This window comes from Streptomyces sp. GL_148 (assembly GCF_057834205.1).
On the sequence record NZ_CM174396.1, the window covers coordinates 3608665 to 3635055 of the forward strand.

General features: G+C 71.0%; 24 protein-coding genes and 1 pseudogene. 9 read left to right on the top strand and 16 right to left on the bottom strand.

The window, feature by feature from the left end:
- Positions 1 to 5: 5 nt before the first annotated feature.
- The 3 genes from AC3IYI_RS16300 to mscL all read left to right on the top strand — a co-directional run bounded on the left by AC3IYI_RS16300 (position 6) and on the right by mscL (position 1510).
- A complete protein-coding gene (locus AC3IYI_RS16300) occupies positions 6 to 146 on the top strand; it encodes an orotidine 5'-phosphate decarboxylase / HUMPS family protein (RefSeq protein WP_489410853.1) in 141 nt (46 codons plus the stop codon).
- A gap of 158 nt (positions 147 to 304) precedes the next feature.
- Positions 305 to 889, top strand: coding sequence for a hypothetical protein (locus AC3IYI_RS16305; protein ID WP_489410854.1), 585 nt, complete (start codon positions 305 to 307; stop codon positions 887 to 889).
- Between the two features lie 120 nt (positions 890 to 1009).
- The gene (mscL, locus tag AC3IYI_RS16310; protein ID WP_489410855.1) at positions 1010 to 1510 is read left to right on the top strand and encodes a large conductance mechanosensitive channel protein MscL; all 501 of its coding nucleotides are present in this window, start codon (positions 1010 to 1012) and stop codon (positions 1508 to 1510) included.
- Positions 1511 to 1523: 13 nt separating this feature from the next.
- Here the strand turns inward: mscL and AC3IYI_RS16315 are convergent, their stop codons facing one another.
- The 10 genes and pseudogenes from AC3IYI_RS16315 to AC3IYI_RS16360 all read right to left on the bottom strand — a co-directional run bounded on the left by AC3IYI_RS16315 (position 1524) and on the right by AC3IYI_RS16360 (position 12447).
- Complete coding sequence (locus tag AC3IYI_RS16315) at positions 1524 to 1748, bottom strand: hypothetical protein (protein ID WP_243335384.1); 225 nt, start codon at positions 1746 to 1748, stop codon at positions 1524 to 1526.
- 37 nt (positions 1749 to 1785) lie between these two features.
- On the bottom strand, positions 1786 to 3213 hold the full coding sequence (locus AC3IYI_RS16320) for a NarK family nitrate/nitrite MFS transporter (protein WP_489410856.1): 1428 nt from the start codon (positions 3211 to 3213) through the stop codon (positions 1786 to 1788).
- A 2-nt stretch (positions 3214 to 3215) separates the two neighbouring features.
- Complete coding sequence (locus AC3IYI_RS16325) at positions 3216 to 3584, bottom strand: DUF6755 family protein (RefSeq protein WP_243335387.1); 369 nt, start codon at positions 3582 to 3584, stop codon at positions 3216 to 3218.
- Positions 3581 to 4252, bottom strand: a complete 672-nt coding sequence (locus AC3IYI_RS16330; protein ID WP_489410857.1) for a QcrA and Rieske domain-containing protein — start codon at positions 4250 to 4252, stop codon at positions 3581 to 3583. The genes AC3IYI_RS16325 and AC3IYI_RS16330 overlap by 4 nt, the downstream gene beginning before the upstream one ends.
- Complete coding sequence (locus AC3IYI_RS16335) at positions 4249 to 4848, bottom strand: 4Fe-4S dicluster domain-containing protein (RefSeq protein ID WP_243335392.1); 600 nt, start codon at positions 4846 to 4848, stop codon at positions 4249 to 4251. The genes AC3IYI_RS16330 and AC3IYI_RS16335 overlap by 4 nt, the downstream gene beginning before the upstream one ends.
- A gap of 6 nt (positions 4849 to 4854) precedes the next feature.
- Positions 4855 to 7192: pseudogene (locus tag AC3IYI_RS16340) on the bottom strand (molybdopterin oxidoreductase family protein).
- Positions 7189 to 8283 (bottom strand): MFS transporter, encoded by a 1095-nt coding sequence (locus tag AC3IYI_RS16345; protein ID WP_489410858.1) that lies wholly within the window; start codon positions 8281 to 8283, stop codon positions 7189 to 7191. Before AC3IYI_RS16345 ends, AC3IYI_RS16340 begins: the two are co-directional and overlap by 4 nt.
- A 94-nt stretch (positions 8284 to 8377) precedes the next feature.
- Positions 8378 to 9205 (bottom strand): pyruvate formate-lyase-activating protein, encoded by an 828-nt coding sequence (gene pflA, locus AC3IYI_RS16350; RefSeq protein ID WP_489410859.1) that lies wholly within the window; start codon positions 9203 to 9205, stop codon positions 8378 to 8380.
- A 127-nt stretch (positions 9206 to 9332) separates the two neighbouring features.
- The gene (gene pflB / locus AC3IYI_RS16355) at positions 9333 to 11603 is read right to left on the bottom strand and encodes a formate C-acetyltransferase (protein WP_489410860.1); all 2271 of its coding nucleotides are present in this window, start codon (positions 11601 to 11603) and stop codon (positions 9333 to 9335) included.
- A 286-nt stretch (positions 11604 to 11889) separates the two neighbouring features.
- Positions 11890 to 12447 carry a helix-turn-helix domain-containing protein gene (locus tag AC3IYI_RS16360; RefSeq protein ID WP_489410861.1) on the bottom strand — a complete coding sequence of 186 codons (558 nt, stop codon included), beginning with the start codon at positions 12445 to 12447 and terminating at the stop codon, positions 11890 to 11892.
- 76 nt (positions 12448 to 12523) lie between these two features.
- Between AC3IYI_RS16360 and AC3IYI_RS16365 the strand changes: the two genes are divergently transcribed.
- Positions 12524 to 12862 (top strand): hypothetical protein, encoded by a 339-nt coding sequence (locus tag AC3IYI_RS16365; RefSeq protein WP_489410862.1) that lies wholly within the window; start codon positions 12524 to 12526, stop codon positions 12860 to 12862.
- Entirely contained in the window at positions 12844 to 13980 is a 1137-nt protein-coding gene (locus AC3IYI_RS16370) for a hypothetical protein (RefSeq protein ID WP_489410863.1), read from the top strand. Before AC3IYI_RS16365 ends, AC3IYI_RS16370 begins: the two co-directional genes overlap by 19 nt.
- A gap of 15 nt (positions 13981 to 13995) precedes the next feature.
- On the opposite strand, the gene AC3IYI_RS16375 is transcribed toward AC3IYI_RS16370, so the two are convergent.
- Together AC3IYI_RS16375 and nirB are read right to left on the bottom strand one after the other, a co-directional pair.
- On the bottom strand, positions 13996 to 15417 hold the full coding sequence (locus tag AC3IYI_RS16375) for a NarK family nitrate/nitrite MFS transporter (protein ID WP_489410864.1): 1422 nt from the start codon (positions 15415 to 15417) through the stop codon (positions 13996 to 13998).
- Positions 15418 to 15651: 234 nt separating this feature from the next.
- Positions 15652 to 18438, bottom strand: coding sequence for a nitrite reductase large subunit NirB (gene nirB / locus AC3IYI_RS16380; RefSeq protein ID WP_489410865.1), 2787 nt, complete (start codon positions 18436 to 18438; stop codon positions 15652 to 15654).
- Positions 18439 to 18741: 303 nt separating this feature from the next.
- Between nirB and AC3IYI_RS16385 the strand changes: the two genes are divergently transcribed.
- The 3 genes from AC3IYI_RS16385 to AC3IYI_RS16395 all read left to right on the top strand — a co-directional run bounded on the left by AC3IYI_RS16385 (position 18742) and on the right by AC3IYI_RS16395 (position 22028).
- Positions 18742 to 19464, top strand: coding sequence for a sirohydrochlorin chelatase (locus tag AC3IYI_RS16385; RefSeq protein ID WP_489410866.1), 723 nt, complete (start codon positions 18742 to 18744; stop codon positions 19462 to 19464).
- Between the two features lie 28 nt (positions 19465 to 19492).
- The gene (locus tag AC3IYI_RS16390) at positions 19493 to 20656 is read left to right on the top strand and encodes a low temperature requirement protein A (RefSeq protein ID WP_489410867.1); all 1164 of its coding nucleotides are present in this window, start codon (positions 19493 to 19495) and stop codon (positions 20654 to 20656) included.
- Positions 20657 to 20741: 85 nt separating this feature from the next.
- The gene (locus AC3IYI_RS16395; protein ID WP_489410868.1) at positions 20742 to 22028 is read left to right on the top strand and encodes a cytochrome P450; all 1287 of its coding nucleotides are present in this window, start codon (positions 20742 to 20744) and stop codon (positions 22026 to 22028) included.
- Between the two features lie 111 nt (positions 22029 to 22139).
- On the opposite strand, the gene AC3IYI_RS16400 is transcribed toward AC3IYI_RS16395, so the two are convergent.
- Positions 22140 to 22634 carry a DUF5949 family protein gene (locus AC3IYI_RS16400; RefSeq protein WP_489410869.1) on the bottom strand — a complete coding sequence of 165 codons (495 nt, stop codon included), beginning with the start codon at positions 22632 to 22634 and terminating at the stop codon, positions 22140 to 22142.
- Between the two features lie 57 nt (positions 22635 to 22691).
- Positions 22692 to 23297 carry a DUF4352 domain-containing protein gene (locus tag AC3IYI_RS16405; RefSeq protein WP_489410870.1) on the bottom strand — a complete coding sequence of 202 codons (606 nt, stop codon included), beginning with the start codon at positions 23295 to 23297 and terminating at the stop codon, positions 22692 to 22694.
- A 185-nt stretch (positions 23298 to 23482) separates the two neighbouring features.
- On the opposite strand from AC3IYI_RS16405, the gene AC3IYI_RS16410 reads away from it, so the two are divergent.
- Complete coding sequence (locus tag AC3IYI_RS16410) at positions 23483 to 23929, top strand: DUF6299 family protein (RefSeq protein WP_489410871.1); 447 nt, start codon at positions 23483 to 23485, stop codon at positions 23927 to 23929.
- A gap of 84 nt (positions 23930 to 24013) precedes the next feature.
- Here AC3IYI_RS16410 and AC3IYI_RS16415 read toward each other — a convergent pair whose 3' ends face one another.
- Both AC3IYI_RS16415 and AC3IYI_RS16420 read right to left on the bottom strand, forming a co-directional pair.
- Complete coding sequence (locus tag AC3IYI_RS16415) at positions 24014 to 24193, bottom strand: hypothetical protein (RefSeq protein ID WP_243335422.1); 180 nt, start codon at positions 24191 to 24193, stop codon at positions 24014 to 24016.
- Between the two features lie 67 nt (positions 24194 to 24260).
- The gene (locus tag AC3IYI_RS16420) at positions 24261 to 26381 is read right to left on the bottom strand and encodes a SpoIIE family protein phosphatase (protein WP_489411559.1); all 2121 of its coding nucleotides are present in this window, start codon (positions 26379 to 26381) and stop codon (positions 24261 to 24263) included.
- Positions 26382 to 26391 lie beyond the last annotated feature (10 nt).

Genomic DNA, 26391 nt, shown 5'->3' on the forward strand with positions numbered 1-26391 from the left:
CGAGCATGACCGGGAGCGACCTCGCCGACATCGGCATCGGCGCGGCCGCCTTCGCGGCCGGGGCCTCCCACGTCGTGGTGGGGCGGTCGGTGACGCGGGCCGCGGATCCGGTGGCGGCGCTGCGGCGGATCACCGTGGGGCGGTAACTCCTGCGGGTGACCGGGATATCCACAAGCTGTGGATCCTCCACAGGGTCGAGCGGGATCCGGCGGGACGACGGATCGTGGGGGCTGTCCGGGCGCTGGGTCCGGGCTCTGGGTCCGGACTCCGGGCTCCGGACTCACTCCGTCAGGTGGTGGCCGTCATGACCGCGAACTCCCGCGTCCCTTCCCTCTCCTCGCCCCGCGTCCAGGCACAGACCCACACCCACACCCCGGTGCGCCCCTCCCCCGTCCCCCGGCAGCCCTCTTCCGCCACGTGTCCCCCCGCGCGCCCCGTTCCCCTCTTCGCCCCGCTCCGCGTGGGGCGGGCCGGGGACCGGCTGCGCAGGGCCGTACGGCGTCGGCGGCGCGGGGCCGCGGCCGGACTGGCCGTGGTGGCGGCCGTGCTGGCGGTGGGCGGCACCGAGGCGCGGGCCTCGCGGGGCTCCCCGCCGCCCGCGGCGCAGCCGCCTCCGGCGGCGGTGCGGCTGGTGTCGGCGCCGGTGCGCATCGCCGACGGGGCGACGGTGCGGCTGCTGCGGCCCGGAGACCGGGTGGACGTGGTCGCGGCGGAGCGCGGCGGGCCGCCCCGGGTGGTGGCGGCGGGGGCCCGGGTCGCCGAAGTGCCCGCTCCGGAGCAGGGCGTTGGGGACGGCGGGGCCCTGGTCGTGTTGTCCGTTCCCCGGGACATCGCGCGGGCTCTGGTGGGGGCGGGGACCGTGTCCCGACTGGCGGTGACGCTGTGTTGAATCGTACGAACGTCCGGTCAAGCCACCGTGGGGTGGGGGTCGATTGGACAGCCCGGACCCAAACTGCCGTAGCTTTCGGAACCGTTGGCTCCATGTTCGGCAGATACGAAGAAAGGCTCAGTGGTGAGCGAGAAGAAGAAGGAGAGCATCCTGGCAGGCTTCAAGGCCTTCCTGATGCGCGGCAACGTGGTCGACCTGGCCGTCGCCGTGGTCATCGGTGCCGCGTTCACGAACATCGTGAACTCCGTCGTGAAGGGCCTGATCAGCCCGGTGATCGGCCTGGTCGGCACGCAGAGCCTGGACGCCTACAAGAGCTGCATCAAGGACCCCTGCGGGATCGGCGCGGACGGCAAGCCGACGGGCGTGGAGCTCCTCTGGGGCTCCGTGCTGAACGCTGCGCTCACCTTCCTGATCACCGCCGCGGTCGTCTACTTCCTGATGGTCCTGCCGATGGCGAAGTACCTCGCCAAGGTGGAGCAGCGCCGCAGGGCGAAGGAAGGCGTCCAGGAGACCATGGAGATCACCGAGCTGGTGGTCCTCAAGGAGATCCGCGACGAGCTGATCGCCCAGCGCGGCGTGGACGGCACGGTGCACTCCGGCGTGTCAGGGCCCCGGCTCTAGCCGGTCCGCCGGCTCAGACGTGGTGCGGGGGCTTCTCGTCGAGGAAGCGGGCCAGGTCGGCCGCGCTTCCGCCGGCGGGCGGCCGCTCGCCCCAGCCCCGGTCGGTGTCGTCCGAGGACTGCTGGTCCAGCGGGTCCCCGAAGTCCAGCCGCGGCTTCGGCTTGGGCTTGGGCTCTGCCGCGGGCTCCGGCCGTGCGGACTTCGGGGCGTGCGGGTCGGTGGCGGGGGCGTCGCTCATGCCTCCAGGGTACGGCCGCCCCCGCCGCCGGCCCCGCTCAGCTGGGAGCCTCGGCACCCTTGCGGGCGTAGAACCACCAGCACACCGCCAGGCACGTGGCATAGAAGCCGATGAAGATCCACAGTGCGTTGGTGACGGCCATGGCCGCGAACATCGCGGGGATGAAGAAGAAGCCATAGGCCGCGATGGCCGAGGAGAAGCCGGTGACGGCTCCCGACTCCATCTCCGACTGCTTCAGCGCCGCGGCCTGCGCCTCGGGGCCCTTGCCCTCGGCCGCCTGCATGTGCTGGTTGCGGAAGATCACCGGGATCTGCCGGAAGGTCGATCCGTTGCCCAGGCCGGAGAAGGCGAAGGCCACCAGGAAGCCGATGTAGAAGGACCAGAAGTGGCCCTCCTCGCCTCCGGACGGAAGCGCGAAGATCACCACGACGAGGGCGGCCGCCATGCCGACGAAGGACAGCATCGTGACCCTGGCTCCGCCGATCTTGTCCGAGAGCCAGCCGCCGCCCCAGCGCGTGAGCGCCCCGACGAACGGGCCGATCCAGGCATAGGTGGTGGCCTGGTAGCCCTGCGCCTCGAAGTTGTTCTTGATCAGCAGCGGCAGTCCGGCCGCGAAGCCGATGAAGGACCCGAAGGTGCCGACGTACAGCCAGGTCATCAGCCAGTTGTGCTTGCGCTTGAAGATGATCTTCTGCTCGCTGAAGGGGGCCGCGGCCACCTTCAGGTCGTTCATCAGGAACCAGGCGGCCAGCGCCATGACGACCAGGAGCGGCACCCACAGGAAGGCGCCGTTCTGCAGCCAGATGTCGGTGTTCTTCTTCGCGTCGTGCTGGGGTCCGCCCGCCGGGGCGCCCAGGACGGCCGCGGTGACCACCAGCGGGGCGATCAGCTGGACCACGCTGACGCCGAGGTTGCCGAGGCCGCCGTTCAGGCCGTTGGCGCTGCCCTTCTCCCGCTTGGGGAAGAAGAAGCCGATGTTCGCCATCGACGAGGCGAAGTTCGCGCCGCCGATGCCGCACACGGCCGCGATCAGCGCGAGCTCCCAGTAGGGCGTGCCGGTGTCCTGGAGCGCGAAGCCCAGCCACAGCATCGGCCCGATCAGGATGATCGTGCTGAAGGCGGTGAACTTCCGCTCGCCGAACATCGGACCGATGAAGGTGTAGAGGATCCGGAAGGTGCCGCCGGTGATCCCGGGGATGGCGGTCAGCCAGAACAACTGCGACTTCGAGAAGCCGAAGCCGACGTCGTTCAGCTTGACCACGGTCACCGACCAGACCTGCCAGACCACGAAGCCGAGCATCAGGGCGGGGATCGAGACCCAGAGGTTGCGCTGGGCGACCCGCTGGCCCTTGGACTGCCAGAAGCCCTCGTCCTCCGGCCGCCAGTCGGCGATGGTGGCCCCGGGCTTGTAGCTCTCGGCGCGGTGGCTTCGGGGTGCCGCCGAAGTCGGCGTGGGCATCGACATGGTCATCGGTCCTTCGGGTCGAGGAGCCACAGCCCGATCACGACGAGGAAGGACAGGATCAGGAATCCCGCCCCCCACCAGGCCGTGCCGGTGTTTCCCTTCATCCACTCGTTGACGGTCACGGTGAGCGCCCAGAGCTGGCCGATCACGACCGTGAGGGCCAGGGCGAGGCGCGCGTTGAGCCGTGAGGAACGCTCGGGCTCCTGCTCGGTGCCGGCTCCCGGGCCCGGGCCCGTGTTCCGGATCCGGGGGTCCCCGTACCCGCTGGTGGAGCGGATCTGCGGGTACCGCTCGCGCACCGGGCGGTTGAGCCGGGGCTGGGCACTGCCCGGGTGGTACTCCGGGCGGGGCGGCAGCGGTGTCTCGCTCATGTGGGCCTCCTCTCGGTGGTGCCCGCCCGGGCCGAGCCGGGGCAGCCCAGGCGGGCGGCCTCCTCCGGGTGGGTGTCGCCGAACTGCCGGCAGAGCGCGTCCTTGGCCGGCTCTCCCGACCGGGCGGTGGCGACGGCCCAGACGCTGCCGTCGGCCTGCTCGGTCAGGTAGATCCTCGGCAGCGGGCGCGGCGGCGGACCGGCCGTCACCTCGCCGGTGCGGGCGTCGAAGACACCCTCGTGGCAGGGGCAGTACAGCTCCCCGTCGGGGCCCCGGTCCTCGCGCCACAGCACGCCGCAGGCCAGGTGGGTGCAGACGGCGGAGTAGCCCACGAGGGAGCCGTCCCCGAGGCGCACGGCCAGGGCCCGGTCGTCCTCGCCGGGGAACCGGAAGGCCACGGACTGGCCGGGGGGCAGCAGGTCGGCGACCTTCTTCGGGTTGGGCAGGCCCTCGTTGTCCCCGTGCCGGTGCAGGATGCCGGCGGCCACGCCGACACCGCCGATGGCCAGGCCTCCGGAGACGGTGGCGACGATCCGCAGGTAGTCGCGGCGGGTGGTGAGGGAGTCGGCACTGATCCGGTCGCGCAGCTGCTCGATCGCGGCGTCGGCGGCCGCTCCGCCGTCCGGTCCCGGGCCTGGGTGTGGAGGGGGCTGTTCGGTGACGCTCAACGCACGTCCCTTCCGTTGATCTCGACGACGGGCAGGCCGCCGGGGACGGGCCACTGGACCTTGTCGGCGGGGACGACCATGGCCACGCCGGTCTGGACGACGACGTCGCCGAAGACGAAGGAGTCGGCGACCTGGACTCCGGGGCGCTCCGCCTGGAGCTCTTCGAGGGTTCCGTAGAAGAGGGCCCCGGTCGGGCAGACGGTCGCGCACATCGGGGCGAGGCCGTAGGCGGTGCGGTCGTAGCAGAGGTTGCACTTCATCTGCAGCTTCGCTTGAAGGTCGATCTTCGGGATGCCGAAGGGGCAGGCGTTGACGCAGTTGGAGCAGCCGATGCAGCGGGTGGTGTCGGCCTGCTGGACCACCCCGTCGGCGGTCACCAGGATCGCGTCGGCGGGACAGACCTCGGCGCAGGGTGCGACCGGGTCCTCGCAGTGCATGCAGACGCTCGGGAGGGAGGCGACGGACATGCCGGGTTCGGTGTAGTCCAGGTGGATCATCGATTTGCCGCGGTGCGAATCGCACTCGCGGCACGCCGAGACGCACGCCTGGCAGCCGATGCAGCGACCCGGGTCGATGAAGATCGTGCGGCCCATCATGGCGGGTCAGCTCCTCTCCGCCGTGCCACGGCCCTGGGGAGCCGTGGGCGGCAGGGGGTCGGTGCGGGAGACCTGGGTCTCCGGATAGGCCTCGTGACCCGGTGCGGTGGGCGGCGCAGGCACCTCGTCGACCCGCTCGGCGGCCTCGATCCGGGCGGCGCAGACCTTGTACTCGGGGATCTTCGAGCGGGGGTCGAGGGCGTCGATGGTCAGGGCGTTCGCGGACGTCGGGACGGGCCAGTGGTACGGGATGAAGACGGTGTCGGGGCGGATCGCCTCGGTGACCAGGGCCGGGAACACCTCGCTGCCGCGCCGGGTGACGACCCGGACCGGTTCGCCGTTGCGGAAGCCGTGCGAGGGATGGACCTCCACCCAGGGGCGGGGGGTCTGCTCGACGAGGGCGCCCAGCCTGCGGGTCTGGTTGCCGGAGAGGAAGTGCGCGACGGTGCGGCCGGTGGTGAGGGAGAGGGGGTACTCCTCGGTGTACGCGTCCATGGGCAGGTGCCATTCCACGACCTGCATGTGGATCCTGCCGTCGGGGTGGTAGGTCCGGCCGTCCTCGAACAGCCGGGGGGTGCCCGGGTGTTCGGTGGAGGGGCAGGGCCAGGCGATCCCGCCGGTCTCGTCGAGGCGGTCGTAGGTGATGCCGTAGTAGTCGTTGACCGTGCCGGCGGAGGCGACGCGCAGTTCCTCGAACACCTCGCGGGAGCCGGGGAAGTCGAAGTGCTTCCCGGCGCCGAGCCGTCGGGCGAGCTCGCAGATGACCCAGGTGTCTGTGCGCACCCCGGCGGGGGGGCTCCTGGGCCTTGTTGTGCTTGACCACGCGGGCTTCCGCGTTGGCCATCACGCCCTCGTCCTCGGCCCAGGTGGTGACGGGGAAGACCACGTGGGCGTTGGCCGCGGTCTCGGAGAGGAAGAAGTCGAACTGGGCGTGGAACTCGGCGGTGTCGTAGCCGTCCTTGACCACCGCGTAGTTGGGGAGGGAGACGAAGGGGTTGTTGCAGATGCCGATGAGGCCGCGGATCTCCCCCCGCTGCATCTGCCAGACCATCTCCATCATGGAGGTGCCGGCGGTGGGGAGTTCGGACTCCTCGATGCCCCAGATCTGGCAGATCTGCCTGCGGTGCTCCGGGTTGGTGATGGAGCGGCCGCCGGGCAGCATGTCGGACTTCTGGCCGTGCTCGCGGCCGCCCTGGCCGTTGCCCTGCCCGGTGATGGTGCCGTAGCCGGCGCCGGGCTTGCCGATGTGGCCGGTGGCCACGCACAGGTTGATCACGGACAGGCAGTTCTCGACGCCCTGGGAGTGGTGCTCGATGCCGCGGGCGTGCCAGGCCATGGCCTTCTCCGCGCCGGCGAAGACGCGTGCCACCTGGACGATCTGCGAGGCCGGTACCCCGCAGATCTCCGCGGAGCGGGCCGGCGGGTACTCGGCGACGGTCTTCTTGACCTCGTCCCAGCCGGTGGTGTGCTCGGCGATGTAGGCCTCGTCGGTGAGGCCTTCGGCGATGACCACGTTCAGCACGGCGTTGAAGAAGGCCGAGTCGGTGCCGGGCTTGAGCGCGACGTGGATGTCGGCGGTGCGGGCGATGGCCGTCTCGCGCGGGTCGACCACGATCAGCGAGGCGCCGCGGTCCCGCGCGCCCCACAGGTACTGGGTCATCACGGGGAAGCACTCCCCCACGTTCGACCCGGCGATGAGCAGGCAGTCGGTGAGGAGGATGTCGGAGAAGGGGTTGCCGGCCCGGTCGATGCCGAAGGCGAGCTTGTTGGCTCCGGCGGCGCTGACCATGCACAGGCGGCCGTTGTAGTCGACGTGCTTGGTCTTCAGCGCGACCCGGGCGAACTTGCCGACCAGGTAGGTCTTCTCGGAGAACAGGCTGGCTCCGCCGAGCAGCCCGAAGGCGTCGTTGCCGTGGGCCTCCTGGATGCGCCTGATCTCGGAGACGGTGAAGTCCAGGGCCTCGTCCCAGGAGCACTCCTTGAACTCCTCGTCCCGGGAGCGCCGCATCAGCGGGGCGGTCAGCCGGTCGGGGTGGTTGACCTGCTGGTAGGCGTTGATGCCCTTGGGGCACAGCCTCATCCGGTTGATGTCGTGGTTGCGGGGTTCCACGCCGAAGACCTTGCCGCCCTTGTCCACGCGCAGGTACATCCCGCACTGCACCCCGCAGAAGCAGCAGTGGGTGGGGACCAGGGTCTCGCCGTCCTGGTCGGCGTGCCACTGGTCGGCGGGGATGCCTCCGGCGTCGCGGAAGTTGCGGGTGCCGGGCGGGGCGATGGACGGGTCGATGGATACGTTCACGGGTGCGGGCCGGGACGCGGCCTTGGCGGGGTCGGTCGCGGTCACTTGAAACCCTTCTTGACATGGGTCAGGTAGGCGTTGCCGCGCAGGACCCGCTTGCAGCGCGGGCAGTATTCGACGAAGGCGTTGAAGTCGAGATTGAGGTCCTGCATGGTGCCGCGCAGGTTCTCCACGTACGGCGTGGTGTCGATGGGTTCCTCGCAGCGCTTGCAGAGGAAGACCTGCTCGTCCTGGCGGGCCGTGTACTTGAAGAGCTGCATGCCGACGGCGGCCGGTCGCTGGACGATGTGGAAGAACTTCCCGAACGGGATGTAGATGAGGGTGAACACCACCGACACCATGTGCAGGATCGCGAGGAACTCGTATCCGCCGCCGTGCAGGAAGATCGAGGAGAAGGTCAGCAGCAGACCGGTCACGGAGATGACGATCAGGCAGATCAGCGGCAGCAGGTCGTAGGCGAAGCGCTGGCCGGTCATGGCCCCGCGGTCCTTCATCCGCCGGTACAGGAAGTACGAGGCGCCGGGGATGACCAGGACGGCGGCGATGTCCAGGCCGTGGAACATCAGCCAGCCCAGGACGCTGAGCGCGTCGAAGCCGAGGACCTTGATGCCCCAGATCCGCATGTCGTAGCCGGGGCCCGCGCCGCTGTCCGAGGTGAAGGTGAACCAGCCCCAGGTCAGCGGGAAGGTGATCGCCGCGGCGAGGAGGCAGCCCCAGAACATCAGCTGGTGGGCGATCCAGCGGGGGCGCGAGCGGGCGCCGAGGAACTTCTGGAAGCCGAGGTAGGTGGCGATCATCTTCGGCAGGGCGGTGGGCGCCTTGCGGAAGTTCTCCGCCGACCAGAAGCTGCCGATGCCCTTTTTGAAGAGGCGCCGCGCGCCGGGGGCCGAGACCCACACGGTGTACCGGTAGGCCACACCGAAGGCCAGGAAGACGGTGGCCACGGCGTAGGGCAGCAGGGCCGAGTCGAAGTCCCGCAGCAGCCGGCTGCCGAGCACGATCGCGAGGATGAGCAGGAGCGAGACGACGGTGCCGGCCAGGGTGGCCCGTGCGGTGACGGACCGCCCGGCCGGCGGCGCGGTCTCGGGCGCCGGTGGGGGCGGCGCGGCGTCGATGACATCTGAGGGCTCGGACACAGCACCACGCTAGGTGGTCTGTACCGATTCAGCCCGTTATACGTACCTTACGAGTACGCCATTCGAGTGAGGGCTCGGGAGGGGGACCCGCCGCTCAGACCGCGTTCAGTCCCTGCGCGGCGAAGACCGCCTTCGCCTCGGCGACCTGTGCGGCGGTCGGCGACGGCGTGTCGTGGAGGGTGAACTTCATGTCGAGCGCCTCCCACTTGCTCTCGCCGAGCTTGTGGAAGGGCAGTACGTCGACCCGCGAGACGTTGCCGAGGGCGCCGGCGAAGGCGGCGACGCCCTCGATGTTCTCCGTCGCGTCGGTCAGTCCCGGCACCAGCACGAACCGCAGGTGCACCTCCTTGCCGAGGTCGGCGAGGCGGCGGGCGAAGTCCAGGGTCGGCTCCAGCGGACGGCCGGTCACGCGTCTGTACGTCTCCCGGTCCCAGGACTTGATGTCGAGGAGCACCAGGTCCACATCGCGCAGCAGCGCGTCGGTGGCGCGGGCCCCGAGGAAGCCGGAGGTGTCCAGGGCGGTGTGCAGTCCGAGGTCGTTCTTCATCCGGTGCAGCAGTTCGCCCGCGAAGACGGGCTGCAGCAGCGGCTCGCCGCCCGAGATGGTGGCGCCGCCCCCGGAGGCCGCGATGAACTTGGTGTACTTGCGGGCCTCGGCGATGACGTCGTCGGCCGAGGTGCGCTTGCCGTTGCGCATCCGCATGGTGTCGGGGTTGTGGCAGTACAGGCAGGTCAGCGGGCAGCCGGACAGGAAGGTCACGAACCGGGTCCCGGGGCCGTCGACCCCGGTGGACAGGTCCCAGGAGTGCACCGTGCCCTCGCTCGGCCGCTGGGTCGCGGCGGCGGCGGGCGTCTGGCCGGCGCTCACGCTGATCGCGTTGGCGTGGCCGACGGGAAGGCTCGTACCGAAGAGGACGGTCATGGCAGGTGCTCCAGCTTCCAGATTCCGGTCCGGACGTCCAGTGAATGGCTGATCTGGTGACGCGCGGTCCCGGGGCCGGGTGAGGGCCGGCCCCGGGCCGCGCGTGCTCGTGGGTCTCTCCGAGGGATCAGAGAGAGCCGTGGAAGGTGCGGTTCAGCACGTCGAGCTGCTGAGCGCGCGTGAGGCGGACGAAGTTCACCGCGTATCCGCTGACGCGGATGGTGAGCTGCGGGTAGTTCTCCGGGTGCTCCATGGCGTCCATGAGCGTGTCGCGGTTCAGCACGTTCACGTTCATGTGGAAGCCGTCGACCGCCATGTAGCCGTCGAGGACGCCCGCCAGGTTCTTGATCCGCTCCTCGGGGGTGCGGCCCAGGCCGTCGGGGGTGACGGTGTTGGTCAGCGAGATGCCGTCCTCGGCGTCCTCGTACGGGAGCTTCGCGACCGACAGCGCCGAGGTGACGTAGCCGTGGGTGTCGCGGCCGTTCATCGGGTTGGCACCCGGGGAGAACGGCTCGCCGGCGCGGCGTCCGTCTGGCGTGTTGCCGGTCTTCTTGCCGTAGACCACGTTCGAGGTGATGGTCAGCACCGACTGGGTGTGCTCGGCCTCGCGGTACGTCGGGTGCTTGCGGATCTTCTTCATGAACTCCTCGACCAGCCAGACGGCGATCGAGTCGACACGGTCGTCGTTGTTGCCGTACGCCGGGTAGTCGCCCTCGATGGTGTAGTCCGTGGCGAGGCCGGTCTCGTCGCGCACCGCGGTGACCTTGGCGTACTTGATGGCGGCCAGCGAGTCGGCGGCGACCGAGAGGCCGGCGATGCCGCAGGCCATGGTGCGGCGCACGTCGCGGTCGTGGAGCGCCATCTCGATGCGCTCGTAGGCGTACTTGTCGTGCATGTAGTGGATGACGTTCAGGGCGTGGACGTAGGTGTCGGCGAGCCATTCCATCTGCTCGTCGAACTTGGCCATGACCTGGTCGTAGTCCAGCACCTCGGAGGTGAGGGCGCCGGTGGACGGGCCGACCTGGGCTCCGGACTTCTCGTCGCGGCCGCCGTTGATCGCGTAGAGCAGGGTCTTGGCGAGGTTCACCCGGGCGCCGAAGAACTGCATCTGCTTGCCGACCGGCATGGCCGAGACGCAGCAGGCGATGGCGGTGTCGTCGCCGAAGCGCGGGCGCATCAGTTCGTCGGACTCGTACTGCACCGAGGAGGTGTCGATCGAGACCCGGGCGCAGAACTCCTTGAAGCCCTGCGGCAGCTGGGGCGACCAGAAGACGGTCATGTTCGGCTCGGGGGCCGGGCCGAGGTTGTAGAGGGTGTGGAGGTAGCGGAACGAGGTCTTGGTGACCAGCGGACGGCCGTCCTCGCCCATGCCTGCGATCGACTCGGTGACCCAGGTGGGGTCGCCGGAGAAGAGCTCGTCGTACTCCGGGGTGCGCAGGAAGCGGACGATGCGGAGCTTGATGATGAAGTCGTCGACCAGCTCCTGGGCCTGCTCCTCGGTGAGGATGCCGGCCTCGATGTCGCGCTGGAGGTAGACGTCGATGAAGGTGGAGGTGCGGCCGAGGGACATGGCCGCGCCGTTCTGCTCCTTCACGGCGGCCAGGTACGCGAAGTACAGCCACTGGATGGCCTCGCGGCCGGTGGTGGCCGGCCCGGAGATGTCGTACCCGTAGGAGGCGGCCATCGCCTTGAGCTCGGCGAGGGCGCGGATCTGCTCGGAGAGCTCCTCGCGCAGGCGGATCGTCTCCTCCAGCGAACGGTTGCCCGCGGGGAGGGAGTTGATCTCCTCCTTCTCCTCCTTCTTGACGGCGATGAGGCGGTCGACGCCGTAGAGCGACACGCGGCGGTAGTCGCCGATGATGCGGCCGCGGCCGTACGCGTCCGGCAGGCCGGTCACGATGCCGGCCTTGCGGGCGGCGCGGATGTCGGGGGTGTACGCGTCGAAGACGCCGGCGTTGTGGGTCTTGCGGTACTCCGTGAAGACCTTCTCCAGGTCGTCGGAGACCGGGTAGCCGTAGGTCTCCAGGGCGCCGGCGACCATGCGCCAGCCGCCGTAGGGCATGATCGCGCGCTTGAGCGGGGCGTCCGTCTGGAGGCCGACGATCAGGTCCTTGTCGCGGTCGATGTAGCCGGGGGCGTGCGCGGTGATCGACGACGGGATGTCGTACGAGACGTCGTAGACGCCCTTGTCGCGCTCCTCCGGGAACTTGTCGGTGATCGCCTTCCACACGGCGGTGGTGCGCTCGGTGGGACCGGCGAGGAAGGTGTCGTCACCCTCGTACGGCGTGTAGTTCTGCTGGATGAAGTCGCGGACGTCGACGGCGTCGCGCCACAGGCCGCCCTTGAAGCCGTTCCAGGCTTCGCCGTTCTTCGTGGTTTCCGCAGGGGTGGCAGTCATCGCCCGCACCTTCCGATCGCCTCATTGCTTGCATCCATTGCACGCCTTTTGATCGATCATTTGGCGCCGCGTTGGTCCTGAGCTGGGGCCCGAAGGTCCCCTGATCCCCAGCCCCCAGGGTCTCCCATCCCGGTTGACCTGGCACTTTGGGTAGGCCAAAGGTCCATCGTGCGCTTGTGAAAACTTTCACAAGATTCTGGGAAAGGCAGCGCCCGCCGCCCGGTCAGGGACCAGGTGGCGGGCGCGGAGGCGGAGAGGGGAGACCGCCAGAAGGGGAGGTAGCCCTTCAGGACCGAGGTGGTGCCGAGCTGCTTGCGGTTGGCGAAGCTGCCGGTGGCGGTGCCCGCGTTGAGCTAGCGCGGCCCGTCGTGTCGCGGGAGACGAGGTCGGCCTCGGGGCGCTGCGGTAGGGCGCCGTCCCCGATGGTCAGGCGGTGTCCGGAGAGCTGCTCGGTCAGGGTGGCGCGGAAGACGACGCTGTCGTTGCGGTTGCCGGGCCAGGAGTCACCGACTGCGATGACACGGCGGTCCTTGACGCGGAAGGTGAACTGTACGTTCACGCTGCGCCGGTAGTTCTTGGAGCAGGCGGTGACCGCGCGTTCTTCGACGGGGATGAGCGTGCCGTCCGCGACCCACAGGTCTGCCCGGCTGCCTTCGGGTGCTTCGAGGAGCCGGGCGACCAGGGGTGTGATGCGGTCGAGGATGCAGTGCACGGCGGCGATGACGACGCCGAACAGGTCCGCGAGCTGACGGTGGGTCAGGTTGGTGCGCCACGCGATGCCGCGAGGAGCCGCCGCCTGCTTGGCGCCTTCGCGTCCGGGGATTGCGAAGGCCGTAGATCTCATTTCTTCTTGCTGGAACGGCTTAACCACCCACATGTCGTACCGTAGGGTAGTCAGGACATGACGGGGGGTGATGGTTATGCGGGCTGCGCAGACGGAGCGGAAGTTCCGGGGCAAGAACAAGGCTCCGAAGTGGAAGAAGCCCGACGACGGGATGGTGTCGGTGATGGTGCTGCCGCTGGCCGTCACCGACCCCGCCGGCCTGGCCCGCGTGGAGAAGCTGTTCCGGGCGATGGGCTCGATCAAGCGGGCCGTCCAGCGTGATGCCCGCGCCAAGGTCGATGCCTACTGGACCGCGTTCCACGAGCGCAACGAGGACGGCGCGAAGGCCGTAATCCCGGCCGCTGGCACAAGGTCGATCTCGTCCGCCGTCGCAAGGCGTCCGCGCCGGGCGGCTGGGTGTACGAGGCGCACCTGATGATCCTCGGCCCCGGCTACAGCGCACCCGCCGTACGGGACATGCGCCAGCGGGCCGCCGAGATGGGCAGGATCGGCGGCGTGGACGGCAACGTCTCCAACATCTCCATCGTCTCCCTGCCTGCCACCCTGGACCCCGCCAACGGCACGCCGGCCTCCACCGAGATCACCCTCAGCCTTGAGGAACGCGCCCTGCTGGAGCGGGAAGCGTACAAGCGGCGCGGCCGTGCACGAGCGCTGGAGCGCTCCCGCCGGGCGATGAACACCGCGCAGTACGGGCTGTCGAAGAAGCAGATCCGCAGGGCGGAGCAGCGGGCGGCCATGGGCCTCACACCGAAGGCCGTCAGCGTTCCGGGTGGGGCCCGCGCTGCCGGCGTCGACGGGGTGCCGAAGCAGGCGTTCCGCCGCGACCGGATCTCGTACAGCTACCGGGAACTGTGTGCCCGCCAGGCCGAAGCCGCCGCATCGGCCGCTGACCACCGACGCCACCGCGCCCGTATCCTCGCCCGGCAGATTATCGCCGCCCACGGGCCCGTGCTGGTGGTCGAGGACTGCGACATCCGCACCTGGTACCGGCTCTGGGGCAAGCGCCTCTCCCAGACCACACCCGGCCTGCTGATCTCCGCCCTGGAACGGGAGTGCCAGGCTGCGGGCGGCCGTCTCGTACGGGCCTCCACCTGGTCCACGGCCCTGTCGCAGCACTGTCTGTACGGGGAGCGGGTCAGTAAGTCGCTGCGGGACCGCGAGCACAAGTGCATCGCCTGCGGCCTCGCCGGGAAGCGCGACCTCGTGTCCGCCGCCCTGGCCGCGTTCGTCCGCCTCACCGACGTGGACGACCCCACCACCGCGTACCTGGACACCACCGCGTCCCGGCACGCACAGATCGTCTTCGCACAAGGGCTGGAAGAAGCCCTGCGGGAGTCAACCGCAACGCGCCAGACCACCACGTCTCGCGGTGCTGGTCATGCGGCAGTCCCACGGCAACGCCGTGGAACCTCTGCTCCCCGAACCGCCGGACGACGGTCCCGAGCAACCCCGGATGAGACACGCCCCGTGCGTGACCACGCCGGAAAGCCCGGACACCGCCCCGGCCGCAATCCACAGCTCACCCTCTGGTGAATTGCGGATCAAGTCTTAGCTGGGGGCCTCCGCGCCCTTGCGGGCGTAGAACCACCAGGCCACGACGACGCAGCTGGCGTAGAAGGCGACGAAGCCCCACATCGCGCTGGTCACGGCGAAGTTGGCGAACATCGCCGGGATGAAGAAGAAGCCGTAGGCGGCGATGGCCGCGGTGAAACCGGTGACCGCGCCCGACTCGATCTCGGCCTGCTTCAGCGCCTTCGCGTACTGCGGGGTGCCCTCGGTCAGGCCCGCGAGGTGCTGGCCGCGGAAGATGACCGGGATCTGGCGGAAGGTCGAGCCGTTGCCGATGCCGGAGAAGAAGAACGCCGACAGGAAGCAGAAGAAGAAGCCGTAGAAGGAGCCCTGGTCGGAGCCCGCCGGCAGGAAGGTGATCACGCCGATGATCGACGCGCCCATGCCCACGAAGGACAGGATCGTCACCCGCGCGCCGCCGAACTTGTCGGCGATCCAGCCGCCGGCCCAGCGGGCCAGCGCGCCGAGCGCCGGGCCCATCCAGGCGTAGGTGGCCACGGAGTACGCCGGGAAGGTCGTCTTGATCAGGAGCGGGAGGGCCGCCGCGAAACCGATGAAGGAGCCAAAGGTGCCGACGTAGAGCCAGGTCATCAGCCAGTTGTGCTTGCGCTTGAAGATGATCTTCTGCTGGCTGAAGGGGGTGGAGGCCACCTTCAGGTCGTTCTGGCCGAACCAGGCGATGGCCGCGAGGACGATCAGGACCGGCACCCAGACGAACGCGGCGTTCTGGAGGTAGATCTCCGAGCCGTCCGCCTTCTTCTGGCCCGAACCGATCGCCAGCACCGAGGTGGTGATCAGGATCGGGGTGAGCAGCTGGACCACGGAGACGCCCAGGTTGCCCAGGCCGCCGTTGATGCCGGTCGCGTTGCCCTTCTCCTGCTTCGGGTAGAAGAAGCCGATGTTCGCCAGCGAGGAGGAGAAGTTGGCGCCGCCGATGCCGCAGAGCGCGGCGATGGCGACCAGCGTGGTGTACGAGGTGGAGGGGTCCTGCACCGCGAAGCCCAGCCACAGCAGCGGCACGATCAGGACGACCGTGGAGAGCGCGGTGAAGCGGCGCTGGCCGATCATCGGGCCGATGAAGGTGTAGAGGATGCGGGCGGTGCCACCCGTGATGCCGGGGACGGCCGTCAGCCAGAACAGCTGGGACTGCGAGAACCCGAAGCCGACGTCCTTGAGGTTGGTCGCCGTGATGCTCCAGACCTGCCAGACCACGAAGGCCACCAGCAGGGCCGGCACCGCGATCCACAGGTTGCGGGTGGCGACCTTCTTGCCGGTGGTCTGCCAGAAGGACGGGTCCTCCGGCGTCCACTCCGTGATCGTGCGACCGGGGCGGTACTGCGCCGGATCCGGCGCCTGCACCCGGGCGGTCGCCGCGCGCGCGTCCTGCTTGGCGGAGTTCATGGCATGTCCTGAAGGTGGAAGGGGCCTGAAGGTGGAAGGGGCCTGAAGGTCGAAGGGGCCTGAACGTTCGGAGGGGTTGAGAAAGATGAAGCTGAAAGCCCTGACCTTCTTAGGGTCCGCCTACCGGGGCGCCCCACATCAGGGGAGAACGTCGTGTGGGCGACGGGACAAGGTCCCATCGCCCACAGTGCGTTGGTACGGCGGCCGCAGAGCCTTAAGCCTCCGTCGTGAGCCTCAGGGCCCCAGATCCACCAGCGGCAGGGACACCTCGGGGTCGTCCAGGCAGATGCCGGTCCGCAGGTCGAAGACCTGTTTGTGCATCGGCGAGGCCACGACGGGCACCCCGTCGCGCGAGCCCATGATGCCGTTGGCGATGACGTCCGCGCCCGAGAAGGGATCCCGGTTGCCGACCGCGTAGACCTCGCCCGCACGGTCCTTGAAGACCGCGGCCTCGGTGCCGTCCGGCAGTACCGCGGTCCGCCCGCGGCCCGGCTCCAGGGACCGCGCCGCGCCTGCGGCGCCCTCGGCCGCCCCGAAGTCCACGCTCCCGAAGCGCTCCAGCGCCGCCGGGTCCTCAAGGACCGCGGACCACTCGTCCTCGTACGCCGACACGTGGCGCTCCATCTGCGCCTCCAGCTCCGCGCAGAGGCCGAGCGAATCCTCGATCAGGACGGCCTTGAGGTGGTCCAGGCCCGCGCCGCTGCCGCCCAGCCGCTCCAGCCAGGCGGCCGTCCGCTCCAGGCGCTCGCCGGTGCGGATGTAGTACATGAGGAACCGGTCGATCAGCGCGAAGAGTTCGGCGGTGTTCAGGTCCGAGGCCAGCAGGTCGGCGTGACGCGGGGTCGCACCGCCGTTGCCGCTGACGTACAGGTTCCAGCCGTTGGCGGTGGCGATGACGCCGATGTCCTTGCCCCGCGCCTCCGCGCACTCGCGCAGGCAGCCCGAGACGCCGCCCTTGAACTTGTGCGGGGTGCGCAGGCCCCGGTAGCGCAGCTCCAGGTCGATCGCGAGCTGGATGGAGTCACCCTGCCCGAAGCGGCAGAAGCGGGCTCCCACGCAGGACTTCACCGCGCGCAGGGACTTCCCGTACGCCTGCCCGGACTCGAATCCGGCGCCGCCGAGGCGCCGCCAGATGTCGGGCAGCTGCTCCTTCCCGACCCCGAAGAGGCCGATGCGCTGGGCTCCGGTGATCTTCGTGTAGAGGCCGTAGTCCCTGGCCACCTCGCCCAGCGCGATGACCTGCTCGGCCGTGATCTCGCCGCCGGCGACGCGCGGGATGACCGAGTAGGTGCCGTCCTTCTGGAGGTTGGCGAGGAAGAGGTCGTTGGAGTCCTGCAGGGCTGCCTGCTCGCCCGCCAGGACGTGTCCGATGCCGAGGTCGGGGGCGAGGGTGCCGAGCACGTTCGCGACGACCGGCTTGCAGACGGCGCAGCCCTCGCCGCCCTCGCCGTAGGACTCCAGCAGCTCGCTGAAGCTGCGGATGCGCTCGGTGCGGATCTTCTCGTAGATCTCCGCCCGGGTCAGGGTGAAGTGCTCACACAGTCCGCGGGGCTTCTCGATGCCCGCCGCGGCCAGTTCGGCGTCCAGGACCGCCTGCAGCGTGCCGATGCAGCCGCCGCAGCCCGTACCGGCCTTGGTGCACTTCTTGATGCCGCCGATGTCGGTGAGGGACTCCGCGACGACCGCCTCGCGCACCCGCCCCTTGGTGATGTTGTGACAGCTGCACACCACCGCGTCGTCGGGCAGCGCATCCGCGCCGGGCAGCGCCACGCCGTCGCCCGACGGCAGGATGAAGGCCTCCGGCGGGGCCGGGAGCTGCCGGCCGGCGTGCGGCTTCAGCGAGCCGTACGCCTCCGCGTCGCCGACCAGGATTCCGCCGAGCAGGGCGCCGTCGGGGCCCAGCAGCAGCTTCTTGTAGACGCCCTCGCGGGCGTCGGAGAAGACCACCGAGACGGCCCCGCCCCTGCCCTCGGGGGCGAAGGGGTCGCCGAAGGAGGCCACGTCGGCGCCCATCAGCTTGAGCTTGGTGGAGGTGTCGGCCCCGGTGAAGGTCAGCTCACCCGCGCCCGCGAGGGCCTCCGCGACGGTCTCGGCCATCTGGTAGCCGGGCGCGACCAGCCCGTACACCGTGCCGTCGACGGTCTGCGCGCACTCGCCGATCGCGTAGACGTACGGGTCGCTGGTGCGGCAGTGGCCGTCCACGACGACCCCGCCGCGGTCGCCCATCGCGAGCCCGCACTCGCGGGCGAGGCGGTCGCGCGGCCGGACGCCGGCCGAGAAGACCACGACGTCGGAGCCGATCTCCTCGCCGCTGGTCAGCCGGAGCGCCTGCGCCCGCCCGTCGGGGTGGACCTGCACGCCGGCCGCGCCGACGCCCGTGTGCACGGCGACGCCCATGGACTCGATGGTGGCCCGCAGGGCGGCCGCGCCGCCGTCGTCCACCTGAAGCGGCATCAGCCGGGGCGCGAACTCCACGACGTGTGTGGCCAGTCCGAGCGTGCGCAGCGCGCCCGCCGCCTCCAGGCCGAGGAGCCCGCCGCCGATGACGACACCGGTACGGACCTCGGGGCCCGCGGCGTAGGCGGTCAGGGCCTCGACGTCGTCGAGCGTGCGGTACGTGAAGCAGCCCTCGGCGTCGGCGCCGTCGATCGGCGGCACGAAGGGGTAGGAGCCGGTGGCCAGCACGAGCGCGTCGTAGCGGAGCACGTCGCCGGAGCGGGCGGTGACCGTACGGGCCGTGGTGTCGATGAGCTCCGCCGGGTCGCCGAGGCGCAGGTCGATGCCGTACGTCTCCAGGAAGCCGGGCGCCACCAGGGACAGCTCCTCGCCGGTGGAGCCGGTGAAGGCGGCGGACAGGTGCACGCGGTCGTAGGCCGGGCGCTCCTCCTCGGCGAGGACGGTGGCCTGCCAGCCGCCGCGCTCGGGGCGGGCCGGGTCGGCGAGCGCGTCCCGCTCGGCGAGCGCCTCCAGCAGGCGGTGCCCCACCATGCCGTGGCCGATGACAACCAGCGTCTGCCCCATGGATCTCACTCCGTGTCCCTGTGCCGCGCGGTCCCGGGGGCGGCCAGGGCGGCCGGGCCGAGACGTCACGCGTGCATGCGTGCATTCGTGGATGCGTGCATTCGTGCATGCGTTCCGACTCTTCGACGGTAGGTCGACGCCATGGCCCCGAACGCCCGAAAAGGACCCCTGGGGACGGGGAAACGGCCCTTTCCACACAGGACCTCCGGCCTGCCCCGCGGGCCCTTGGCCAGGCTGACCCGGGGCCGCGCCGCGCCTAGCGTGGGGAGGAGGACCCGGGGCCGGATCAGGGAGGCAGACCACATGCTCGTCATCGCCGTCCACGGCAGCGCGGCTGCGGAAGCCGCCGCGACCATTGACCGGCTCGTCGCCGCCGTCGAGGCCATCAGCGGGGTGCACGCGCTGGTCGGACACCTCGACGTGCAGCGTCCCTCGCTCGCCGAGGTCGTACGGGAGCACCCGCGTGCGGTGGTCGTCCCGCTGCTGCTCGGCGACGGTTTCCACCGCCGCGTCGACATCCCCGCCGTCCTGGAGGGCACCGGCTGCGTCCTCACCGAGGGCCTCAGCGGCGAGCGCGACGTCGCCCGCGCCCTGCACGGCCGGCTGCGCGAGGCCGAGCGGCGCCGTGGCCCGTACACCCGGGCCGACGCGGTCGTGGTGGCCGGCGCCGGCTCCTCCCGGCCCGGCGGCAACGCCGGTACGGAGGCCTGCGCGGCCCAACTGGCCGCCCTGCTGGAACACGACGACGGCGCCGCCCCCGTCCCCGCGGTCCCCGCCTACCTCACCTCCGCCGGGCCGACCGTCCCCGAAGCCCTGGCCTCCCTCCGGGACGCCGGGTACCGCCGGATCGCGGTGGCCGCGCACCTGCTGGCCCCGGGCCGCTTCACCCGCACCCTGAACGCCTCGGACGCCTGGACGGTCTCGGAGCCGCTGGCCGACCACCCGCGCCTGGCCCGGCTCGTCCTGGGCCGGTACGAGTCCGCCCGGGGCACACGGGCCCTGAGGGCCGCGCGCCTCGCCTGCTGAGCCCCGCAGGGCTGCTGTCCTGGGCGGTATGGCTCTGGCTTACGTACCCATGACCCCCCGCAGCCGGGACGAGGGCCACCGTGCCGCGACCCCGCTGGAACTCTTCTTCGACCTGTGCTTCGTCGTCGCGATCGCGCAGGCGGGCGCGGCCCTCGTGCACGCGCTGGCCGAGGGCCATCCCGGCACCGGCGTGATCAGCTACTTCTTCGTCTTCTTCGGTGTGTGGTGGGCGTGGATGAACTTCACGTGGTTCGCCTCCGCCTACGACTGCGACGACGTGCCGTACCGGATCGCGACGCTCGTCCAGATCTGCGGCGTGCTCGTCTACGCCGCGGGCGTGAGCCGGGCGTTCGACCAGAACGACTGGACGGTGGCCGTCATCGGCTACCTCATCATGCGCGTCGCGCTCACCGCCCAGTGGCTGCGCGCCGCCTCCGGCGAGAGCGGCGAGGCCCGCACGGCGGCCCTGAAGTACGCGGCCGGGCTGGTCCTGTGCCAGGCCGGCTGGGTGGCGCTGCTGTTCGCCCCGGACGGCTCGAAGCGCTGGCTGTTCCTGATCGTGGCCGCGGCCGAGCTGCTGGTTCCGGTGCTGGCGGAGCGCGGCCACCAGACGCCGTGGCACGCCCACCACATCGTGGAGCGCTACGGCCTGTTCACGATCATCGTGCTCGGCGAGACGATCGCGGCGAGCACGGTGGCCGTGAAGTCGGCGCTCGACGAGCACGAGGCCCTGGGCGAACTGCTGCCGATCGCGGCCGGCGGGCTGCTCATCGTCTTCGCCGCCTGGTGGATCTACTTCGCGGTGCCGATGCACGAGCGCCTCAACTCCAACCGGGAAGCGATCCCGTGGGGCTACGGACACCTGCTGATCTTCGCCTCGGGCGCGGCGATCGGCGCGGGCATCGAGGTCGCGGTCGAGCACGCGGTCGGCACGGCACACGTCTCGCAGCTCGCCGCGAACGCGGCCGTCACCGTCCCGACCGCGCTCTTCCTCCTGATGGTCTGGCTGCTGCACTCCCGCCACTTCAAGCGCGGCCTCGCCCAACAACTGACCCTGCCGGTCTCCGCCCTCGTGGTACTGGCCTGCTCCTGGGCCGGGACGTACGCCGTCCTGTACGCGGGCCTGGTCGCGGCGGCGACCGTAGCGGTCGGCCTGACCCTGGCCACTGAATCCAGCCCCGCCGGCGTTTGAGGCGCGGGGGTCCGGGGGCGGAGCCCCCGGCAACGGCGCCGCGCCGGACCCGTCACCCCCGCGCCCCCGGCACCGTTTCCAGGCCATGACACTCCCCGCACAACGCCCCGGCCAAGCCCAAGGCCAACCCCCAAGCCAAGCCCCCGGCAGGGCTGCTGACTCGACAAAGCTGGCCGAGCCGGCCTTCTGGCAGGCGCCCCCCGCCCACCGCTTGGCCGCCTTCGCCCGCCTGCGGGCCCTGGACTCCCCCGTGTTCGTCCCCGAAGGCACCGGGCACTGGGCCCTCGTACGGCACGCGGACGTGCAGGAGGCGAGCCGGCTGCCCAAGGTGTTCGCCAGCGCGCCCGGGGTGACGACGCCCGAGCCGGCCCGGTGGGTGCGGGCGCTGTTCGGGGACTCGATGGTCAACCTGGACGGCGCCGAGCACGCGCAGCTGCGCAAGATCGTGCAGCGGGCCTTCACCCCCCGGCTGCTGGCGGCGGCCGAGGAGGACATCCACGCGGTGGCGGCGCGCATCGTGGACGACGTACTTGACCGGCGGCCGGACGAGTTCGTCGAGGCGGTGGCCTCGAAGCTGCCCCTGGAGGTCATCTGCAACATGATGGGCATCCCGGAGCGCTACCGCGCCGAGATCGCCGACCGCGTCAACCACGCCTCCGAGAACATCGGCGTCGAACGCGGGCTGACGGCCCGGCTGCGGATGCCCGGACGCGGACTGCGTGCCCTGGCCCGGATGCAGCGGATGGTGGCGGGGATCGGGCGGGACCGGCGCGAGAACCCGACGGACGACCTGATCTCGGCCCTGGTCTGCGCGAACGTGGACGGCGAGGCACTCGGCGCCCGCCAACTCGGCGCCTTCTTCTCGCTGTTGATGGTGGCCGGGGTGGAGACCACCCGCAACGCCATCACCCACGGCCTGACCCTGCTGACCGACAACCCGGACCAACGCGACCTGCTCCTCGCAGACTTCGAGGCGCACGCGGACGGCGCGGTGGACGAGATCATCCGCCACTCCACGCCGATCATCCAGTTCCGCCGGACGGTCGTCTCCGAACACACCCTGAGAAACCACGCGTTCGTCCCCGGCGACAAGGTGGTGCTGTACTACGCCTCCGCCAATCGCGACGAGGCCGTCTTCCCCGATCCGGACGCCTTCGACATCACCCGCTCCCCCAACCCCCACCTGGGATTCGGCGGCGGCGGGCCGCACTTCTGCCTGGGCGCGCACCTGGCCCGGGTGGAGATGAAGGCACTCTTCCGCGAGCTGCTCACGCGCCCCGTCGGCCTGCGCGCGGTCGGCCTGCCGGACCTGGCCGGGTCCAGCTTCGACAACCGCGTCCGCTCCCTGCGCTTCGCCTTCGAACGGCCGTAGGCCGGCCCGGACAAGGCGGACCGGCCACCGGGCGGGCTGGGGGCCCGGCGGCCGGAGCGGGGGCCGACGCGCGGCGGGCGCGCGAGGGGTGCCACGACGGGTCCAGACGGCCTAGCGCTGCAGGCGCCGCACCGCGAGGACGGCGTGGGCGCTGTGGTTGAGCACCTCGGTGTCACCCGCGAACGCCTGCAGCGTCTCGGCGTCGACCGGCCGGCCGGGAACCGCCTCGGGCCAGGCGCGGGTGGCGAAGAGGAAGTACGCCTGCCCGCTGTCGGCCGCCGCCTTGACCCACTCCGGCGGGGCGATGCACTTCGCGTTCATGCCCGGCAGGGTCAGCGCGATCTGGTTGCCCTCCAGGAGGATCTGCACCGGGAAGGAGGCCGGGTTGCGGACGCCGTCCATCACCACGTCGCCGATGGGCAGGCCGATCTCCTCCAGCAGCCCGCGGGCGGCCGCCTCGCTCGCCTTGGGACCGTCGGGACCGTCCCCGAGGATGTAGGCGAGGAGATAGGGAATGTCGTGGGCCTCGTCGGGGTCGCCGATCCACGCGAGCACCGAAAGGGTGCCGAGCTTGGAGCGGTCGAGTTCGGCCTGGGTAGAAGTCATGCGCCGCACCTTAGTGGCCGACGGCCCGGCCCTTTGACGCCGTTTCACCCGGGCGGGCTAGACCGCCCAGAAACCACCTCCGGAATTCGCCAGCATGTTCGCGTCCTGGTACTGGAGCCGCACGATGCGCGCGTTTTCCGGAATTTCGAACACCACCCATCCTTCGGCCCGCTCACCGACCGAGAGCGAATCGAAGACGAGCGGTTTGCCGGTCGTGAGCTCCCCGGTGGGCACCACCGGGTGGCGCTGCCCCGCGCCGTCGAGCGCCCACATGCGCCCGAGAGCCCCGTACGAGGCCCCGCCCACGTTGACGAAGGACATCGAGGCGGCCACCCAGCGCTTGCCCGCCGCCGGGGCGAAGTTCTTCTCGACACTGACCGCCGGATCGACGTAGGCGGCCAGCACCACCTGGAGGTGGCGGCCCATCTCCCGGCCCCTGACCCGTACGGAGTCACCCACACGGGCGTCCTTCGAGGCGGCCCGCGCCACCCCGTCCCGCCCCGCCGCGGGATCGTCCCCGATACCCGGCGCACCGTCGTCCACGGGCACGGCGGGCACCGCGGCCGGGGCGAGCGCGGCCCCTTCCGGGGTGCCGGAGCAGGCCGTGGCGCCGAACAGCAGGAGCGGGAGGAGGGCGGCCGTGGCAGGAGCGGACTGACGCATGCGGGATCCCTTCGGGGATCTTCGGGGATCTTCGAGGACGTATTCCGGCCAGTCTCACGCGCCCGAGCCGGCAATTGCACCCACCGACACGATCCCGCGGAGCGCATTGACCTCGATATGCCAGCACAATGCGTTCCGGCGGAATTCCGCAACCCCTTTGCACCCCCCGTCCCACAGGAGGAACGATGGCCACGACCGGCCCCCGCATGGCCTTGGCCGCACTCGCCGCACTGGGCGCCACGGCGGTATTCACCGCCCCGGCACAGGCCGCGCCCTACGGAAATGACATTTACGTATCGTCGGAAGCCCACATCGCTCCCGACGGCACGATCCACCTTTTCGGTGAATACCACTGCACCGCCCCGTCACCCTCGGGAGCGGTTCAGATCAAGGCGACCATCGAGCAGGACGACGTCCGCCTCAGCATCGGCGGCGGCGACGCCCAGTGCGACGGCGCGGTGCACGACTGGTCGGCGCACGGCACCCTGCGCCTCACCCCGACCGTGCACGCCGGCGAGGCACTGGCCAGGGCCGAGCTGCAGGAGATCCACTTCGGCGGCGGACTGCTGCCCCGGTCGATCGACACGGTCGCGCAGGACGCCCACCCGGTCCGGGTGATCGACCGCCGATAGCCGCTGCCCGCAGTGCGCGCGTACGCCCCTCCGGTAGCCGCCGCTACCGGGGCCCGGGCGCCCGCCGAAGCCGGACGCAGACCCTCAACGGCACGCGGGCGCTTCGCCCGTCATCGACATGAAGGCCACCGTCTGGCACCCCGGGTCCGTGTCCGGACGCCCGGTCGACCAGTCCACCGCAGTCGCCGCCCCGGCCGCGCACAGCAGCAGCGCCAGGACTCCCGTCACCGCGCGCTTGCTCAGCCGGCGCACGGCAGGTTCCACAGAAACCGTTCCATGGCGGCATCATCACCCCGCTCCCGCCGCCCCACAACTCGACGTGAGCGACCGGTCACGGCGCGCTCCGCGCCGCGCTGCCCGCCGCGTCGAACTCGCACCACACCGCCTTGCCGTCGCCCCGGGACTCCACCCCCCAGTGCGTGGCCAGCGCGTCCACCAGCAGCAGCCCGCGCCCCGTCGTGGCCGACTCCCCCGGGGTGCGCCGCCGCGGCCACACGCTGGAGCGGTCCTTGACCCACAGCCGGATCCGCCGGACCGGCTCCGGCAGCACCTCCATCGTCAGCACCGCTCCGCCGTCCGTGTGCAGCAGGGCGTTGACCAGCAGCTCTCCCGCCGCCAGCTCCACGTCGTCGGCGAGCTCCGGCATGCCCCAGTCGCGCAGGGCCTGCCGCAGGGCGTAGCGGGCCTCCGAAAGCCCCTCCGGGTCCGCCTGGTGGACGTACTGGTGGATGCGCGGGGCCCGGTGGGTGCCCGGGTCCGGGGCCCGGCGCAGCACCAGCAGGGCCACGTCGTCACCGGAGCCCCAGCGCTCCCACAGGCGGTCCGAGAGGTGGTCGGCGAGCGCCCCGGCTTCCTGGGGGCCGCTGCGGACCGCGTGGGCGAGGGCCTCCATGCCCTGGGTGATGGCGGTGCCGGGCTCTTCCACGAGCCCGTCGGTGCACAGCACGAGGGTCTCGCCGGGGACCAGGTCGAGCCGGGTCTCGGGGAACTCCTCCTGCTCGAAGACCGTGGCCAGCCCCAGCGGCAGGCCGCCGCGCACGTTGGGCCAGCCCGTTCGCCCGTCCGTGTGCCGGATCAGCGGTCCGAGGTGGCCCGCGCGAACCGCCCGTACGCCTCCGGTCTCCAGGTCGACCTGCGCGTACATGCAGGTCGCGAACCGTTCGGTGTCCAGCTCGGCCAGGAAGCGGGAGGCGCGCGCCAGCACGGTGGAGGGCGGATGCCCCTCCCCCGCGTAGGCCCGCAGTGCGATGCGGAGCTGGCCCATGATGGCGGCGGCGTGCGTGTCGTGGCCCTGTACGTCGCCCACGACGATGCCGACGCGGTCGCGGGGCAGCGCGATCACGTCGTACCAGTCCCCGCCGACCTCGCGTCCGCTCCAGGCCGAGTGGTAGCGCACGGCGATCTCCCCTCCGGTGATCTCGGGGATCCGGCGCGGCAGCATGGCGGCCTGCAGCATGGTGGCGAACTCGCGCTCCTGGTCGAAGAGGAGCGCCCGCTGGAGCGACTGGGCGACGATGCCCGCCAGGCCCAGGCAGAGGTTGCGCTCCTCGGGGCTGAAGTCGGTGCGGCGGCGGTAGAAGAGCACCAGTCCGCCGATGGCCTCGGCCTGCGCGATGAGGGGGAGGTAGGCGGCCGCGTCGTACTGGATGCGGTTCAGGTAGTCGGCGAGCAGCGGGAACTCCTGCGCCAGCTCCCTCAGCGAGGTGACGAAACGTGCCTTCCTGCTGAGCACCGCCTGCGACAGCGGCAGCGAGCCGTCCAGCCGGGTGAACTTGCGCTCGCTGAGGATCTCCAGCGACTCCCCGCTCAGCGCGATGATCTTGATGTGGCCGCCCTCGACCAGCCCCAGCGCCATCCCGTCGACGCCGAGCCGTTCCAGCGCTCCCGCGCCCGTCAGCGTGGCCGTCACGTCGTCGACCGTCACCGCCCGCGACAGGGCCTCCGTGGTCCGCTGCACGATGCTCGCCTGCTGGGCGCGGGCCGACTCCAGCTTGCGCAGCACCGTGAGGTGGGCGAGCTCGGCCGTCGCGTCCCGGACGATCCCGACGATGCGCACCGGGCGCCCCTCCGCGTCCCGCAGGACCCGGCCCTGGGTGTGCGTCCACTGGTCGCGGCCGTCGCGCCGCTGCACCGTGAAGTACTGGCCGTACGTCTCCTCCCCGCTGTCCAGGACGCCCTGGACGGTTTCCCTGAGCCGCGCGGAATCGTCGAGCGGGATCCGCAGCCCCAGGCTGTCGGGGGTGTCGTCGAACTCCTCCGGCTCCAGGTCGAAGACCGCCATCCCGGCCTCGTCCATGGACAGGGTCCCGGCGGCGAGGTCCCACTCGAAGCTGCCCATGCCGTTGAGCGCGAGCCGCTCGCCGGGGCCGATGAGGGGCTGCCGGGCGCTCCCGGCACTCCCGGCGCTCCCGGGGCCCTCCGGTCTCTTGTCACGTCGCTCCGCCGCTGCCACGAGACTCACA